Annotated in this window: 16 protein-coding genes; 8 read left to right on the forward strand and 8 right to left on the reverse strand. The window is 73.0% G+C overall.

The annotated features are described in order from the left end of the window. Positions 1-77: 77 nt before the first annotated feature. Positions 78-1,607, reverse strand: coding sequence for a diguanylate cyclase domain-containing protein (locus ACRYR2_RS23890; protein ID WP_432565398.1), 1,530 nt, complete (start codon positions 1,605-1,607; stop codon positions 78-80). Positions 1,608-1,691: 84 nt separating this feature from the next. Between ACRYR2_RS23890 and purS the strand changes: the two genes are divergently transcribed. Genes purS through purL form a run of 3 tightly spaced genes read left to right on the forward strand, consistent with a single transcriptional unit; the run spans position 1,692 to position 4,932 of the window. Beyond that, positions 1,692-1,958: a phosphoribosylformylglycinamidine synthase subunit PurS gene (gene purS, locus ACRYR2_RS23895; RefSeq protein WP_432565399.1), complete on the forward strand. Its 267-nt coding sequence runs from the start codon at positions 1,692-1,694 to the stop codon at positions 1,956-1,958. Next, positions 1,955-2,632, forward strand: coding sequence for a phosphoribosylformylglycinamidine synthase subunit PurQ (gene purQ / locus ACRYR2_RS23900; RefSeq protein WP_432565400.1), 678 nt, complete (start codon positions 1,955-1,957; stop codon positions 2,630-2,632). The genes purS and purQ overlap by 4 nt, the downstream gene beginning before the upstream one ends. Continuing rightward, on the forward strand, positions 2,629-4,932 hold the full coding sequence (purL, locus tag ACRYR2_RS23905) for a phosphoribosylformylglycinamidine synthase subunit PurL (protein WP_432565401.1): 2,304 nt from the start codon (positions 2,629-2,631) through the stop codon (positions 4,930-4,932). The genes purQ and purL overlap by 4 nt, the downstream gene beginning before the upstream one ends. Before the next feature lie 63 nt (positions 4,933-4,995). Here the strand turns inward: purL and ACRYR2_RS23910 are convergent, their stop codons facing one another. The 3 genes from ACRYR2_RS23910 to ACRYR2_RS23920 form a co-directional block, all read right to left on the reverse strand. Then, positions 4,996-5,577, reverse strand: coding sequence for a hypothetical protein (locus ACRYR2_RS23910; RefSeq protein ID WP_432565402.1), 582 nt, complete (start codon positions 5,575-5,577; stop codon positions 4,996-4,998). 9 nt (positions 5,578-5,586) lie between these two features. Further along, positions 5,587-6,735: a zinc-dependent alcohol dehydrogenase gene (locus ACRYR2_RS23915; RefSeq protein ID WP_432565403.1), complete on the reverse strand. Its 1,149-nt coding sequence runs from the start codon at positions 6,733-6,735 to the stop codon at positions 5,587-5,589. Between the two features lie 130 nt (positions 6,736-6,865). After that, positions 6,866-7,444, reverse strand: a complete 579-nt coding sequence (locus tag ACRYR2_RS23920) for a TetR/AcrR family transcriptional regulator (RefSeq protein ID WP_432565404.1) — start codon at positions 7,442-7,444, stop codon at positions 6,866-6,868. A gap of 86 nt (positions 7,445-7,530) precedes the next feature. Between ACRYR2_RS23920 and ACRYR2_RS23925 the strand changes: the two genes are divergently transcribed. Beyond that, entirely contained in the window at positions 7,531-8,424 is an 894-nt protein-coding gene (locus tag ACRYR2_RS23925; protein ID WP_432565405.1) for an SDR family oxidoreductase, read from the forward strand. A gap of 99 nt (positions 8,425-8,523) precedes the next feature. Beyond that, on the forward strand, positions 8,524-9,291 hold the full coding sequence (locus ACRYR2_RS23930; RefSeq protein ID WP_432565406.1) for a copper homeostasis protein CutC: 768 nt from the start codon (positions 8,524-8,526) through the stop codon (positions 9,289-9,291). Here the strand turns inward: ACRYR2_RS23930 and ACRYR2_RS23935 are convergent. Then, positions 9,285-9,665 carry a VOC family protein gene (locus ACRYR2_RS23935; protein ID WP_432565407.1) on the reverse strand — a complete coding sequence of 127 codons (381 nt, stop codon included), beginning with the start codon at positions 9,663-9,665 and terminating at the stop codon, positions 9,285-9,287. The two genes, ACRYR2_RS23930 and ACRYR2_RS23935, sit on opposite strands and share 7 nt — an antisense overlap. Positions 9,666-9,699: 34 nt before the next feature. After that, a complete protein-coding gene (locus tag ACRYR2_RS23940; protein WP_432565408.1) occupies positions 9,700-10,176 on the reverse strand; it encodes a heme-degrading domain-containing protein in 477 nt (158 codons plus the stop codon). Between the two features lie 298 nt (positions 10,177-10,474). On the opposite strand from ACRYR2_RS23940, the gene ACRYR2_RS23945 reads away from it, so the two are divergent. Beyond that, on the forward strand, positions 10,475-11,554 hold the full coding sequence (locus ACRYR2_RS23945; protein ID WP_432565409.1) for an acetamidase/formamidase family protein: 1,080 nt from the start codon (positions 10,475-10,477) through the stop codon (positions 11,552-11,554). Positions 11,555-11,614: 60 nt separating this feature from the next. Here the strand turns inward: ACRYR2_RS23945 and ACRYR2_RS23950 are convergent, their stop codons facing one another. Both ACRYR2_RS23950 and ACRYR2_RS23955 read right to left on the reverse strand, forming a co-directional pair. After that, positions 11,615-12,226, reverse strand: coding sequence for a class I SAM-dependent methyltransferase (locus tag ACRYR2_RS23950; protein ID WP_432565410.1), 612 nt, complete (start codon positions 12,224-12,226; stop codon positions 11,615-11,617). A gap of 5 nt (positions 12,227-12,231) precedes the next feature. Continuing rightward, positions 12,232-12,597, reverse strand: a complete 366-nt coding sequence (locus ACRYR2_RS23955) for a MerR family transcriptional regulator (protein WP_432565411.1) — start codon at positions 12,595-12,597, stop codon at positions 12,232-12,234. A 56-nt stretch (positions 12,598-12,653) separates the two neighbouring features. On the opposite strand from ACRYR2_RS23955, the gene ACRYR2_RS23960 reads away from it, so the two are divergent. Both ACRYR2_RS23960 and ACRYR2_RS23965 read left to right on the forward strand, forming a co-directional pair. After that, positions 12,654-13,595 (forward strand): aldo/keto reductase, encoded by a 942-nt coding sequence (locus ACRYR2_RS23960; RefSeq protein ID WP_432565412.1) that lies wholly within the window; start codon positions 12,654-12,656, stop codon positions 13,593-13,595. Between the two features lie 156 nt (positions 13,596-13,751). After that, positions 13,752-15,218, forward strand: coding sequence for a sugar porter family MFS transporter (locus ACRYR2_RS23965; RefSeq protein WP_432565414.1), 1,467 nt, complete (start codon positions 13,752-13,754; stop codon positions 15,216-15,218). Positions 15,219-15,333: the final 115 nt, after the last annotated feature.

The raw sequence follows: 15,333 nt of genomic DNA on the forward strand, positions 1-15,333 counted from the left end.
CTCCGAGCATGCCCGGAGCCGGCCGCCGGTGGGCCCGGCTCCACGGGAGCTGCACGAGTTCCCTCCGGGTACGCCCCTCAGAGCTCGGGGGAGGCCAGGACGTGCGCGTCCCCGCCGGCGCGCTTGGCGACGTACATCGCCGCGTCGGCCCGCGACAGCAGGGTGTCGGCGTCGTCGCCCGGCTCCGAGGCGGTGATCCCGACGCTCGCGCTGATCGTGGCGGGACCCGCGGCCAGCAGGAACGGCTCGTGCAGCGCGGCGACGACGGCCTCGGCCGTGTCGTCGGCGGCGCCGGGGAACAGGTCGGGCAGGACGACGGCGAACTCGTCCCCGCCCAGGCGGGCGGCGAAGCCCTCGGCGCCGGCGGCGCGGACGAGGCGGCGGGCGGTCTCGGCGAGCAGTTCGTCACCGGCGCCGTGACCGAGGGTGTCGTTGACGGCCTTGAACCCGTCGAGGTCGACGAACAGCACGGCGATGGCGGCGTCGCGGTCGACGGCCCGGTCCAGGTGGGCGGTGAAGGCTCGTCGGTTGGGCAGCCCGGTCAGCGGGTCCACCAGCGCCTGCCGACCGGCCTCCTCGGCCAGCCGCACCCGGACCAGGGCCGCCCCACCCAGCAGCCCGAGGGCGTCGAGGGCGGCGTCGTCGAAGCGCTGCGCGTGCCGGTTGCCGGCCGTGACCGCGACGATCCAGCGCGGTGCCCCCGCCCCGGGACCGCCCGGCAGTTCCCGGCCGACCTCCCGCTCACCCGGCGCCCGGTCGGACACGGTGAGCCGGCCGCCGGAGACCAGCGCCGACCCGTGCTCGACCAGTGCCGCCAGCAGCTCCTGCTCGTTCGTGGCCGAGTGCACCCGCACCGAGGCCTCGAACAGCGCGTGCTGCTGACGGCGCCGCTGGTGCGCGGTGCGCCAGCCCCAGGCGGCGACGACCACGGCCGCGCCCGGCACCACCGTGAGGTTGGTGACCCAGCCGGGCATCGCCAGGTCGACCGCCGCGGCCAGGTAGCCCAGGCTCGCCACCAGCAGGAACAGCGCCCCACCCAGTGCGGTGCCCGGTTGCAGCAGCTCGCCGGCCAGCCCGCGGCGGTGCTCGACGGCGACCGAGACCGCCGACAGCACGTTGTCGAGCAGGAAGTAGCCGGCGGCGCCGGCCAGGACGGCCAGCAGCTGCTGGGGCGTCACCGGGTCGGCCGGTCGCAGGCCCACCACCACGACCGTGGCCAGCAGGGCCGACAGCATCGAGGAGCCCGCGTTGAACACCCGGCTCGTCCAGGACCTGCGGTCCACCAGGTAGGCGAACAGCGCCGTCAGCGTCCAGGCCAGCAGCGCCGTCGCGGGGGAGCGTCCGTGGGCGGTGAGCAGGAAGAACAGCAGCACGGGCGCGAACGGCACGTAGATGCCGGTGGTCTCACCCGTGACCATGAGCGGGAAGCGCGTCAGCACCCAGCCGGTCGGCAGGCTGATCGCCAGCGCCGTCAGCAGTCCGGGCTCCGCGCCGTCCGCGCGCCACCACAGCAGCGAGCCGGCCAGCACGAGCAGCCCGAGCACGAAGACGCTCGCGTCGAGCAGCGCGGAGGCGCTCGGGAGTCGGCGCGCGCGGTCGGTCCCCACGCCTCCACCTCGGCACGGACGGGAGGCGTCTTGAGCGGCGGTAGCCTGGAGACCGCCGATCCCCCTCCCGAAGGAGCGCCGCGCATGGGCCGCGTCGTCATCGACGTCATGCCGAAACCCGAGATCCTCGACCCGCAGGGGAAGGCCGTCGTCGGCGCCCTTCCGCGCCTGGGGTTCGACCAGTTCACCGGAGTCCGCCAGGGCAAGCGGTTCGAGCTGGAGGTCCAGGGCGAGGTCACGCCCGAGGTCCTGGAGCAGGCCCGCCGGGCCGCCGAGACCCTGCTGTCCAACCCCGTGATCGAGGACGTCGTCAGCGTCCGCGAGGCCGACCCGGCGGAGGCGTCGGCGTGAAGGTCGGGGTCGTCACCTTCCCCGGCTCCCTCGACGACGGCGACGCCCGCCGCGCGGTCACCCTCGCCGGTGGCGAGGCCGTGACCCTGTGGCACGCCGACGCCGACCTCAAGGGGGTCGACGCGGTGGTCCTGCCGGGCGGCTTCTCCTACGGCGACTACCTGCGCTGCGGGGCCATCGCCCGGTTCGCCCCCGTGATGGCCGAGGTCGTCCGGGCCGCCGAGGGCGGCCTGCCGGTGCTGGGCATCTGCAACGGCTTCCAGGTGCTGTGCGAGTCGCACCTGCTGCCCGGGGCGCTGGTCCGCAACGACCACCAGAAGTTCGTCTGCCTCGACCAGCGGCTGCGCGTGGAGTCCACGAGCACCGCGTGGACCTCCTCGTTCACGCCGGGGCAGGAGATCACCATCCCGCTGAAGAACGGCGAGGGCGGGTTCGTCGCCGACACCGCGACGCTGGACCGCCTCGAGGGCGAAGGCCGCGTCGTGTTCCGATACCTGGACGGGAACCCGAACGGGTCGCTGCGCGACATCGCCGGCATCAGCAACGAGCGCGGCAACGTCGTGGGGCTCATGCCCCACCCCGAGCACGCCGTCGAGGAGCTCTTCGGCCCGGGGCTGGACGGGCTGGGCCTGTTCACCTCGGTGCTGACCGCCGGACTGGAGGCGCTCGCGTGAGCACGACCACTTCCATCCTGGACACCGTCACCCGCGCCGCCGCGACGCCGGACCACCCGCAGCCGTGGTCCGAACTGGGGCTGAAGGCCGACGAGTACGACCGGATCCGCGAGATCCTGGACCGTCGCCCCACGGGCGCGGAACTGGCCATGTACTCGGTCATGTGGAGCGAGCACTGCTCCTACAAGAGCTCCAAGGTGCACCTGCGCACCTTCGGCGACCACATCACCGAGGACATGAAGAAGTCCTTGATGGTGGGCATCGGCGAGAACGCCGGCGTCGTCGACATCGGCCAGGGCTGGGCCGTGACCTTCAAGGTCGAGTCCCACAACCACCCCAGCTACATCGAGCCCTACCAGGGTGCGGCCACCGGTGTCGGCGGGATCATCCGCGACATCATGGCCATGGGCGCGCGGCCGATCGCGGTCATGGACTCGCTGCGGTTCGGGGCGATCGACCACCCCGACACCGCCCGCGTCGTGCCGGGCGTCGTGTCCGGCGTCGGCGGGTACGGCAACTGCATCGGCCTGCCGAACATCGGCGGCGAGGTCGTCTTCGACCCGACCTACCAGGGCAACCCGCTCGTCAACGCGCTGTGCGTGGGGGCGTTGAAGCACGAGGACCTGCACCTGGCCAACGCCCGCGGCGTCGGCAACCTCGTCGTGCTGTTCGGCGCCCGCACCGGCGGCGACGGCATCGGCGGTGTCTCGGTGCTGGCCAGCGAGACGTTCGACGCGACCGGCCCCTCCAAGCGGCCGGCCGTCCAGGTCGGCGACCCCTTCCAGGAGAAGGTGCTCATCGAGTGCTGCCTGGAGCTGTTCCACGCCGGTCTGGTCGAGGGCATCCAGGACCTCGGCGGCGCCGGGTTGTCCTGCGCCACGAGCGAACTGGCCTCCGCCGGTGACGGCGGCATGCTGATCCACCTCGACCGCGTCCCGCTGCGCGACCCCTCGCTCTCGCCCGAGGAGATCCTCATGAGCGAGTCGCAGGAACGGATGATGGCCGTCGTCACCCCGGCCAACGTCGAGGCGTTCCTGGCGGTCACCGCCAAGTGGGACGTCGAGGCCGCGGTCCTCGGTGAGGTCACCGACGGCGAGCATCTCGTCGTGCAGTGGCACGGCGAGACCGTCGTCGACGTCCCGCCGCGCACCGTCGCCCACGACGGCCCGGTCTACCAGCGCCCCTACGAGCGTCCCGCCTCGCAGGACGCCCTGCAGGCGAACACTCCGGACTCGCTGCCGCGCCCGTCCTCCGACGAGGAACTGCGCGCGACGCTGCTGCGGATGGTCGGCTCGCCGAACCTGTCCTCGCGCGCCTGGGTCACCGACCAGTACGACCGGTACGTCCTGGGCGGCACGGCGCTGGCGACCCCCGACGACGCCGGCGTGGTCCGCGTCGACGAGGAGACCAACCTCGGTGTCGCGCTCAGCCTGGACGGCAACGGCCGGTTCGCCCGGCTCGACCCGCGCACCGGGGCGGCGCTGGCGCTGGCCGAGGCCTACCGCAACGTCGCCGCGGCCGGGGCGAAGCCGCTGGCGGTCACCGACTGCCTGAACTTCGGGTCCCCCGAGGACTCCGGGGTCATGTGGCAGTTCGCCGAGGCCGTCCAGGGTCTGGCTCTGGCCTGCGAGGAGCTCGGGGTTCCCGTCACGGGCGGCAACGTGTCGCTGTACAACCAGACCGGTGACAACGGGCTGGACTCGGCGATCCTGCCGACGCCGGTCATCGGTGTCCTCGGTGTCCTCGACGACGTCCGTCGCCGGACGCCGTCGGGCTGGAAGGACGCCGGGCAGAACATCTACCTGCTCGGCACCACCCGCGACGAACTCGGTGGTTCGGAGTGGGCGTGGGCCGAGCACGGTCACCTCGGGGGTCTGCCGCCGGTCCTGGACCTGGCCCACGAGAAGCTGCTGGCCGACGTCCTCGTGCAGTGCTCGCGCGACGGCCTGGTCGACGCCGCGCACGACCTGTCCGACGGTGGCCTCGCCCAGGCGCTCGTCGAATCGGTGCTGCGCTACGGCGTCGGCGCGCGGGTGTGGCTGGACGAGCTCCTCGAACGGGACGGGATCGACGCGTTCACCGCGTTGTTCTCCGAGTCCGCCGGCCGGGCGATCGTGGCGGTTCCCCGCGAGGAGGAGGTGCGGTTCACCGACATGTGCACCGCCCGCGGCCTGGCGCACCTGCGCATCGGCGTGACCGACGACGAACCCGGCCTGCTCGACGTGCAGGGCCGGTTCTCGGTGCCGCTGGAGGAACTGCGCGCGACGCACACCGCGACGCTGCCGGAGCACTTCGGCTGAGGTGCACGACGAAGGGCCGGCCCGGGCGACGGGCCGGCCCTTCGTCGTTCCCGGTCGGTGCTGCTACCGGGACCGGGTGAGGCGCCGGGCCACGACCGCGGCGCCCACGGCGATCCCGGCCCCTGCGGCCACCCAGGGTCCGGCGACCACGACCGGGTCCATCCAGACGTGCTTGACGTCCGTGCGGCCCCGTCCCAGCCGGGACCGCACCCCGTGGTGGGTGAACTCCGCACGCACACCGGTCTCCGTCACCGGGTTGTCGGGGTGACCGGAGGCGTAGGAGGCGACGGTGCTCTCCAGGGTGTCGATGCGGTCGGCGGCCACCAGCAGCAGCCAGTGCGCGGCGCGGCCCTCGCTGAAGCGCTCGTAGGCGTAGCGGCGCACGATCCCCGACAACCCCTTCGGCGGGCAGGAGGTCCCGAACACCGGTGTGAGGAACGCGTGCTCGATCGACCGTTCCCGCGGCCACCGCTCCTCCTGGCGCTCGGGGAACTCCCACCGCGCGCCGTAGGCGGCCGGGTCGAACACCTCCTGCGGCACGGCGGGACGGTCCGCCGGGTCCAGGTCCACGCCCCACCCGGGGATGCGCGCCCGCAGCTGTTCGCTGGTCTCGGGCAGCGGCGGTTTCTGCGGCCGGTAGGCCATGGGCCCTCCTCAGGCGGTGGTCGGGACGACCAGGGGTTTGATGCACTCGTCCAGCTTCGACGAGAAGATGTGGTACCCCTCGGCGATGTGCTCCAGCGGGATCCGGTGCGTCACGAGGTCGCGCGGCGTCAGGTACCCGTTGCGGACGTGCTCGAACAGGCGCGGCCACTGACGCTTCACCGGACACTGGTTCATGCGCAGGGTCAGGCCCTTGTTCATGGCGTCGCCGAACTTCACCGAGTTCGGGATCGGGCCGTAGGCCCCCATCACCGAGATCGTGGCGCCCTTGCGGACGGAGTCGATGGCCCAGTTCAGCGCCACCGCGGAACCGCCCTGCAGCTTCAGCTTCGCGGCCGCGACGTGCTGGCGCAGGTTCCCGTCGGCCTCGGCCCCCACCGCGTCGATCGCGACGTCGGCGCCGAGGTGGTCGGTGATCCGCTTGAGGTGGACGACGACGTCGTCGTGCTCGGTGAAATTCACCGTCTCGGCGTGCGCGAACGTCTTCGCCTTCTCCAGCCGGTAGTCGAGGTGGTCGACGACGATCACCCGGCCGGCGCCCATCAGCCACGCCGACTGGGCGGCCACCAGCCCGACCGGCCCGGCGCCGAACACCACCACGACGTCGCCCTCGCGGATGTCGCCGAGCTGGGCGCCGAAGTAGCCGGTCGCCGTGGCGTCGGTGAGCAGGACCGCGTCCTCGTCGTGCATCCAGTCGGGGATCACGGTGGGCCCGACGTCGGCGAACGGCACGCGGACGTACTCGGCCTGACCGCCGTCGTACCCGCCGGTGGTGTGCGAGTACCCGTAGATGCCGCCCACCGCGGTCGCGTTGGGGTTGACGTTGTGGCAGTTCGCCAGCATGCCCCGCGCGCAGTAGAAGCAGGAACCGCACGAGATGTTGAAGGGGACCATGACCCGGTCTCCGGGTCGCAGCGACTGCACCGAGCTGCCGACGCTCTCGACCACGCCGATGAACTCGTGACCGAACGTCATCCCGACCCGGGTGTCCGGCATCAGCCCGTGGTACAGGTGCAGGTCCGATCCGCAGATCGCCGCGAGCGTCACCCGCACGATCGCGTCGTTGGGATGCTCGATCCTCGGGAGTTCCTTCTCCTCGACCCGGACCCGGTAGGGCCCGCGGTACACCATGGCGCGCACGTGCCGCCTCCCGTCGCGGCCGTGGCCGCCGTCGCGCGACGGGCCGGTGGCTCGACCCCTTCCGGGCTCCACTGTGCTCGGTGGAACGCGGACGTGCCAGCGCAGACCGGGCAGGACGCGCGTCCGGACCTCAGCGCGCGGCGGTCCTCGCTCCGAGGGTTTCCCGCAGCGCGGTGAACGTCTCGCGCTGCAGCTGCTGCAACGGGCGGTCCTCCCCGGCGCGCACCCACGTCTCGAACGCCACCTGGAACACCGTGATCGCCGAGTGGGCCAGCAGCCGCGCCGCGGGTTCACCGACGCCGCGCTCCCGCAGCGCCCGCGCGACGGAGGACGCCAGCGTCACCATCTTCAGCTGCTCGCGTTCGGCCAGGGCGGGGTTGGCGACGACGAGTTCCTGGCGGGCCTGCACGTACGGCCGGCGGTCCTCGGGGAAGAACTGCGCCGCGGCGTCCAGGCCGTCGGCGGCGACGTCGACCGGATCGGTGGCGGGGGAGCCGGCGACCGCGTCGACGATCAGCGCCTCGAGCTGCTCGCTGCCGGCGAAGAGCACCTCGCGCTTGTCGGCGAAGGTGCGGAAGAAGGTCCGCTCGGTGACCCCGGCGCGCTCGGCGATCTGGGCGACCGTCGTCTGCTCGTAGCCCTGCTCGGCGAACAGCTCCACCGCGGCCTGCTGCAGCCGATCGCGCGAACCCGGTGCCCACCTCGCCATGAGATCCATCCTAGGTGATGACAGGTCCTGACATCGGGTAGTACGGTGATGTCGCAACCTGACATCACTTCCGGGAGGTCCCTGCCATGCGCGTCTTCACCACCGGTGCCTCGGGCTGGATCGGCTCGCACACCGTCGACGAGCTCCTCGCCGCCGGGCACCAGGTCCTCGGACTCGCCCGCTCCGACGCCTCGGCCGCGGCGCTGGAGGCCAAGGGGGCCGAGGTCCTGCGCGGTGACCTCGACGACCTCGACTCCCTGCGCGAGGGCGCCGAGTCCACCGAGGGCACCATCCACCTGGCCAACAAGCACGACTTCACCGACCAGGCCGCCTCCAACGCCGCCGAACGCGCTGCGGTGCAGACCATCGCCGACGCCCTCGCCGGCACCGACCGGCCGTTCCTGCTGGCCGGCGGGGTGGCCGGACTCGTCTCCGGCCGTCCGGTCACCGAGGCGGACCGGAACCCGTTCACCGGCCCGGACTCCCCGCGCGGCGGAGCGGAGAACCTCGCGCTGGAGTACGCCGACCGCGGGGTCCGCGTCCTCGTCGCCCGGTTCGCGCCCACCGTCCACGGCACCGGCGACCACGGGTTCGTCTCCACCCTCGTCGCCGCGGCCCGCGCGGCCGGTGTCGCCCGCTACGCCGGGGACGGGACCAACCGCTGGGCCGCCGTCCACGTCAGCGACGCCGCCCGGCTGGTCCGGCTGGCCGTCGAGGGGGCGCCCGGCGGAACGGTCCTGCACGCCGTCGCCGAGGAGGGCGTCCCCACCCGCGAGATCGCGACCGCCGTCGGAGCCGGGACCGGCCTGCCGACGGCCTCGACCTCGCCCGACGAGCTCGCCGCGGCGATGGGCTGGATCGGTGCCTTCTTCGCGATGGACCTGGCCGCCTCCAGCGTCAGGACCCGTGAGCTGCTGGGCTGGAACCCCACCGGCCCGACGCTGGCCGAGGACCTCGCGGCCGGCGGCTACTTCGCCTGACCCGGCGTCACCGCGGCCTGCCGCGGCAGCGGTGGAACCCGCGCGGTGGGGGCCTCCAGGGGTGGAGGCGGTCACGGGCGTGGAGGCAGGGTGGGGCGCGTGCTGAACATCGAGGTCGCGGTCACGGACGTGGACGGCGTGCGGGTGGCGCGCGCCGCAGGGGCGGTGCGGGTGGAGCTGTGCGTCGCGCTGGAGGTCGGCGGGCTGACCCCGTCGCTGGGGCTGGTCGACCGTGCCGTCGAGGCGGGTGGGCCGGTGGGGGTGCACGTGCTGCTGCGCCCACGGCCGGGTGACTTCGTCCACGACGCCGACGACCTCGACGTCGTGCTGCGCGATGCGCGGCACGTGCTGGAGGCGGGCGCGGCCGGGCTCGTCGCCGGCCCGTTGCGCCCCGACGGCCGGTTCGACACCGAGGCCCTGCACCGGCTGCGGGAGGTGGCCGCGGGAGCCGAACTCACCGCTCACCGCGGTTTCGACGTGCATCCCGACGTCGAGGCGAACGTCGAGGCGCTGGTCGGCGCGGGGGTGGACCGGATCCTCACCTCCGGCGCGGCCGCCTCGGCCCACGACGGTGTCGCGCGCATCGCCCGCACCGTCGCCGCGGCCGCCGGCCGGATCACCGTCATGGCCGGTGGTGGCGTCCGGCCCGACCGCACCGGGGAACTCGCCGCCGCGACGGGCATCGCCGACGTCCACCTGTCCGCCCGCACGCTGGCGCAACCCGACACCGGCTTCGGCGCCCGCCACCGCACCGACCCGGTCCTGGTCGCCCGTGCGGTGCGCGCCGCACCCGGCCGGGACGAGACACCCACGACCGTTCCCGCCCACCCGTCCGTGCCGTGCCCCGGCGAGGTGGGTGGTCAGTAGACGGTGCGGAACCCACCGATCAGGGTGATGGTGTTGCCGGCCGGATCGGTGAGCGCGGACAACCGCACCCCCTTGCTCGCCTCGAGGACCTCCCCGGGTTCCAGGCCCCGTTCCCGCACCTGGGACACGGCCCCGTCCAGGTCGGCGACGGCCAGGTTGACCGCGCCGGCGCCGGGGGAGTCCTCGGTGCGGAACACCTGCAGCCAGCCGCTGTCGGTGACGCGCCACTCCACGAGCGTCTCCATCGGGTTGTTGTCCGGGCCCCGGCCGAACAACCGGGTGTACCACTGCACCGCGGTCTCCAGGTCGGTGACGGGTGCGACGGCCAGGACGTGCTCGAACTCCACGATCGTCTCCTCCTCCTCCGTGTTCACGGTCGGGAGGGGGGACCGGCGCCGGGGCCGGAACTCATCGGCCGGCCAGGAACTCGGTGAGGGTGTCGACGACCAGGGCGTGGTCGTCGGCCTGCGGCAGGCCGGACACCGCGACCGCGCCGACGACGCCGACCCCGCGCACCCGGACCGGGAACGCGCCGCCGTGGGCGGCGTGGGTCCTCGGGTCCACCCGCGCGTCGACGTCGAAGTTCCCGCCGCCGGCCGACCACTGCGTGCCGACGAGGTAGGAGGAGTGGCCGAAGCGGTCGACGACGTTCATCTTGCTCTGCAGCCAGTGGTCGTGGTCGGCCACCGAACCCGGCAGGGCGGCGTGGAACAACCGCTGGCCGTTGCGGCGGATGGCGATCGCCACCGGCAGACCCGCCGCCCGGGCGCGTTCGACGAGCAGCGAGCCGAGCCGCCACGCGTCGTCCTCGTCGAAACCCTCGAAGACGAGGCGTTCCTCGTCGGCGGCCAGGCGGGTCAGCAGGTCGTTCGTGTCGGCGTCCATGGAACCCCTCGTCTCGTCTCGTGCCGGTCGCGATCATCCTCTCGCACGGCCGGCGCCGGCGTGCACCGTCCGAAACATCGCGGAAACGGGCCGGACACAGTTGCGTCACAGCAACCTGCTGACATGCGACCATGGCAACGCACCCCCTCCTCCCCGCCCGCCGGTCGCTGCTGCGAGTGGCCGCGGGCGTCACCGCCGGCGCCGGCCTGATCACCGCCACGGCCGAGGCGTCGACCGCGTCCGGGCGGGCCGTTCCCGTGTCCTGCAACCGGGTCGCGGCCGCCGCCGCGGCGCCTACGTGGCGTCGACGCCCGAGAACGTCCTGTGGGGTCGGCTTCCCAACCGCGACACCGCGCCGTCGGTCGTCGTCTCCTCCGGCGACGTCGTGACGCTGGACACCGTTTCGCACGAGGGCATCCTGGAGGACCAGGGCAAGGACCCGCGCGCCTACTTCTCCGGTTTCGGCGTCGCGGCCGAGGACGTCCTGGACGACGCGGTGGCCATCGCCGCGCGAGTTCCGCACGACGGTCCCGGCCCGCACGTCGTGAACCGCCCCGTCGCGGTGCACGGCGCCGAACCCGGCGACGTCCTGAAGGTCGAGGTGCTCGACCTGGCGCTGCGGGTGCCCTACGGCGTCATCTCCAACCGGCACGGCAAGGGCGCCCTGCCGGGGGAACTGCCCGAGAGGTGGGTGGGGAACCCGCTGATGGCCGACTACTTCAACGTCGGCGGGAACATCAGCGTGTTCACCTCCGTCGCGACCAGCGGCGGTGACCTCGTGGGCGCCCTGCCGGGCCCGGTTCCCGCGCGGTTCCCGCTGGCGCCGTTCCTGGGCACGATGGGTGTCGCGCGCGACACCTCCGCGATGGTCGACTCGGTGCCGCCCACCGACGCCGGCGGCAACATGGACGTCAAGGACCTCGTCGTGGGCTCGACGCTCTACCTGCCGGTGCGGGTGCCGGGGGCGATGTTCTTCGTCGGCGACCCGCACATGGCCCAGGGCGACGGCGAGGTGTCGCTGACGGCCATGGAGGGTTCGCTGCGCGCGACCGTCCGGCTCTCGGTCGTGCGCCCCGGTGAAGGTGGTGCCCCGCAGCAGACCCGCGAGTTCCCGTTCGCCGAGACCCCCGACCACTGGATCCCGATGGGCCTGAGCGACCCGGACGGCCCGGAGGGCGAGGAGCAGGGCACCGACCTCGACGTGGCGATGCGCGACGCCGTGCGTCACGCGCTGGACTTCCTGACCTCCGACCTGGGCATGCCCGAACCCGTGGCGTACGCCTACCTCAGCGCCGCGACCGACTTCCACCTCTCCCAGGTGGTGGACCGGACCGTCGGCGTCCACGCCACCATCAGGAAGTCCGACTTCTCGTTCTGAGGCCGCGCGCGTCGCGTCCGGGTCGTGGGGGCGAGGGGCGCCGGCCTCGCCCCCGTCGACTCAGGCGGGCGCGACCGCGCGCCCCTCGTAGGTGAACGCCGTCACCCGGGGGAACGTCGGGTGGTAGTACGTCCGCAACCGCACGAGGTCCATCCCCCCGGCCCGCACGACCGCGGCGACGTCGCGGTCGAGGAAGCAGCCCGTGACGCGCCGGTTCAGCGGGTTCAGCCGGCGTTGCCGGCGCAGCACGTCCTCGTCCGGGGCCCGGCCGTGCTCGACGAAGTGCAGCATCCCGCCCGGGCGCAGGACCCGCGCCACCTCACGCACCGCCGCCACCGGATCGTCGATCCCGCACAGGTTCCAGGTCGACAGGGCCGCGTCGAACCGGTCGTCGGGCAGGTCCGTGCGTTGGGCGTCCGCGCCGGCGATCGTGACCGGGCAGGTGCCGACCCGGCGCCCGGCCAGCTCCAGCGCGGTGGTCGAGGGTTCCACCGCCCACACCCCCCGCACCTGCGGTGGCAGGTGCGGCAGGTTCAGTCCCGATCCGTACCCGATCTCCAGCACGTCGCCGGCCAGCCCCTCGCACGCGCGCTCACGCAGTTCCCGCAGCTCGGGGGTGCGCATCGTGGCGTCGACCAGCCGCGGCCGCAGCCGCCGCGCGTAGAAGCCCACGACGATCAGTCCTGCGCCCGGTACCAGGCGATCTTCTCCCGCAGCCGGTCCTGCTGCGCCCGCAGTTCGGCGATCCGGCGGGTGATGGCCTCGTCGTGCTCGGCCAGCAGGTCGGCCCGCGCGGGCATGGTCGCGGGGTCGGCCGACAGCTCGGCGTACCGGCGCAGCGCGGCGATGGGCATCCCGGTGTCGCGCAGGCACCGCAGGAACCCCAGTGTCCACAGGTCGTCGTCGGTGTAGGCCCGTCGGCCACCGGCCGTGCGGCCGACGGGAGCCAGGATCCCGGCCCGTTCGTAGTAGCGCAGCGTCTCGGTGCTGAAACCGGACCGCGCGGCGGCCTGCGCGGGGGAGTACGTCGTCGTACCGCTCATCCTGCGCACGGTAGACCCTTGACCCGGAGCGCGCTCCGGGTTGCAGCCTGCCCGTCATGACGCAGACCTCCCCGCTCGTCCTGGGCGCCATGCTCTTCGGAACCCGCCTCGACGAGCAGTCCTCCTTCGACCTGCTCGACCGCTTCGTCGACGGCGGCGGCGTGTGGGTGGACACCGCCGACTGCTACGCCTTCTGGGAGAGCGGCACCGGCCACGGCGGCCAGAGCGAGACCGTCCTGGGACGCTGGTTGGCCGCCCGGCCCGGCGCCCGCGACCGGGTGAAGATCTCCACCAAGGTCGGCGCCGAACCCCGCTGGCCCGGCGGCTGGCCCGAGCACTTCGACGGCCTGTCCACCAGGGCCGTGCGGACCGCCTTCGAGGGCAGCCTGCGACGACTGGGCACCGACCACGTCGACCTGCTCTGGTGGCACACCGAGGACCGGGCGACCGGCGTGGAGGAGACCGTCGACGCCGTCGCCCCGCTGGTCGCCGCCGGGCAGGTGCTCCGCGTCGGCGCGTCCAACCACCCGGCGTGGCGCGTCGAGCGGGCTCGTGCGCACGCCCACGCCACGGGGACCGTGCCGGTCGACGCGCTGCAGTTGTCGGCGACCTACCTGCGACCGCGCCCGGGCGAGCTGCCGCCCGGCAACGTGCACCCCTTCGGCGTGCTGGACGACGAGCTGCGCGACTACGCCGACGTGCACGCCCTGGAGCTGTGGGCTTACACGCCGTTGCTGTCCGGGGCCTACGACAACCCGGCCAAGGAGGTGCCCGAGGTCTACGACCACCCCGGTTCGACCCGTCGGCTCGAGGCGCTGACCCGCGTGGCGAAGGACCTCGGCGTGGCCCGGGGGCAGGTCGTGCTGGCCTGGCTGCTGGCGCACGGGATCCGGCCGATCCTGGGCGGCAGCAGGCCCGAACAGCTCGACGCGGCGCTCGCCGGCGTGCGGCTGGAGCTGTCCGCGGAGGACGTGCGACGGCTCGATCTCGCAGCGTGACGAGGGACGCGTGAGGGATCTTTGTCTTGACATCCTCACGAGCTCCCACCTACCGTCCCCGGAGTGTCACCGGCGATGCGCGCGGGTGACCGCCCCGAGCCCTGGTGACCGCAGGACTCGCCGGCGAGTTCGAGCCCCCAGGACGAAGGAGTTCTCTTGTCGACTCAGGGACAGTCACATCCGACCGGACAGGACCTGCGCAGTGCACTCCCCCCGCTGACCGCGGGGCCGTACCGCAAGCGCCTCGGCGTCGTCGCCCTGGTCGCCACCTTCGGCGGCCTGCTCTTCGGGTACGACACGAGCGTCATCAACGGCGCCCTCGAACCGATGGTCGCCGAGCTGGGCCTCACGACCCTCACCGAAGGCGTCGTCACCAGCTCGCTGCTCTTCGGGGCGGCCGTCGGCGCCATCTCGGGCGGCCGGCTGTCCGACGCGTGGGGCCGCCGCAAGACGATCCTGCTGATGTCGTTCTTCTTCTTCGCCGGCGCGCTCGTCTGCGTGTTCGCCCCGAACTTCGAGGTCATGGTCGTCGGCCGCGTCCTGCTCGGCCTGGCCGTCGGTGCGGCCAGCACGGTCGTGCCGGTGTTCCTGGCCGAGCTGGCGCCGTACGAGATCCGCGGGTCGCTGTCGGGCCGCAACGAGATGATGATCGTCATCGGTCAGCTGACCGCGTTCGTCGTCAACGCGATCATCGGCAACATCTGGGGCGAGTACGGCGGCGTCTGGCGCATCATGCTCGCCGTCGTGACGATCCCGGCCGTGGCCCTGTTCGTCGGCATGCTGCGCGTCCCCGAGTCCCCGCGCTGGCTCATCGACCACGGCCAGTACGACGAGGCCGTCGAGGTCCTGCGGCAGGTCCGCCCGGACGGTCGCGCCGAACCGGAGGCCCGGCAGATCGCCCAGATCACCTACGAGGACTCCAAGCGCGTCGACATGACCTGGCGCCACATCCTGTCGAACCGGTGGCTGCGGCGGATCCTGCTCGTCGGCACGGGTCTCGGTGTCGCCCAGCAGCTCACGGGCATCAACTCGATCATGTACTACGGGCAGGTCATCCTGCGCGAGGCCGGTTTCGAGGAGGGCATGGCCCTCATCGTCAACATCGCCCCCGGTGTGATCGCCGTCGTCGGCGCGCTCATCGCGCTGCGCATGATGGACAGCTTCAGCCGCCGCAAGACGTTCATCATCGGGTTCACGCTGACGACGGTGTTCCACCTGCTCATCGGCATCGGCTCGCTCGTCCTGCCGGTCGGCAACCCGCTGCGCCCCTGGGTCATCCTGCTGCTGGTGGTCGGGTTCGTCGGGTCGATGCAGACGTTCCTCAACGTCGCGGTCTGGGTCACGCTCTCGGAGATCTTCCCGCTGAAGATGCGTGCCTTCGGCATGGGCACCTCGGTGTTCGTGCTGTGGCTCACCAACGCCTTCCTGGGTCTGTACTTCCCGACGCTGGTGGAGGCGGTCGGCATCACCGGCTGCTTCTTCGGGTTCGCGGTCGTCAACTTCCTCGCACTGGTCTTCGTCCGCACCCAGGTCCCGGAAACCCGCGGCCGGACGCTGGAGGAGCTCGAGGAGGGCGTCACGACCGGGGAGATCTTCCGGAAGGAAGCCCGCGAGTTCAGCTGATCAGACCGGCACGACGGAGGGGACGGGGGGGCCCCGGCGGCGGCGCCCCCGGCCTCCGGGTGGGCTGGGGGGTCCGGGGCCTGTCCGGGCCCCGGGGGGGGCGGGTGATCCCGTG

The organism is Kineococcus deserti (genome assembly GCF_050871945.1).
Classification (GTDB): Bacteria; Actinomycetota; Actinomycetes; order Actinomycetales; family Kineococcaceae; genus Kineococcus.

Excerpts from the sequence above, each read along its gene's own strand:
- purS (WP_432565399.1), top strand. The coding sequence starts at position 1,692 with ATGGGCCGCGTCGTCATCGACGTCATGCCGAAACCCGAGATCCTCGAC.
- ACRYR2_RS23910 (WP_432565402.1), bottom strand. The coding sequence starts at position 5,577 with ATGGCCTACCGGCCGCAGAAACCGCCGCTGCCCGAGACCAGCGAACAG.
- ACRYR2_RS23920 (WP_432565404.1), bottom strand. The coding sequence starts at position 7,444 with ATGGCGAGGTGGGCACCGGGTTCGCGCGATCGGCTGCAGCAGGCCGCG.
- ACRYR2_RS23925 (WP_432565405.1), top strand. The coding sequence starts at position 7,531 with ATGCGCGTCTTCACCACCGGTGCCTCGGGCTGGATCGGCTCGCACACC.
- ACRYR2_RS23940 (WP_432565408.1), bottom strand. The coding sequence starts at position 10,176 with ATGGACGCCGACACGAACGACCTGCTGACCCGCCTGGCCGCCGACGAG.
- ACRYR2_RS23955 (WP_432565411.1), bottom strand. The coding sequence starts at position 12,597 with ATGAGCGGTACGACGACGTACTCCCCCGCGCAGGCCGCCGCGCGGTCC.
- ACRYR2_RS23960 (WP_432565412.1), top strand. The coding sequence starts at position 12,654 with ATGACGCAGACCTCCCCGCTCGTCCTGGGCGCCATGCTCTTCGGAACC.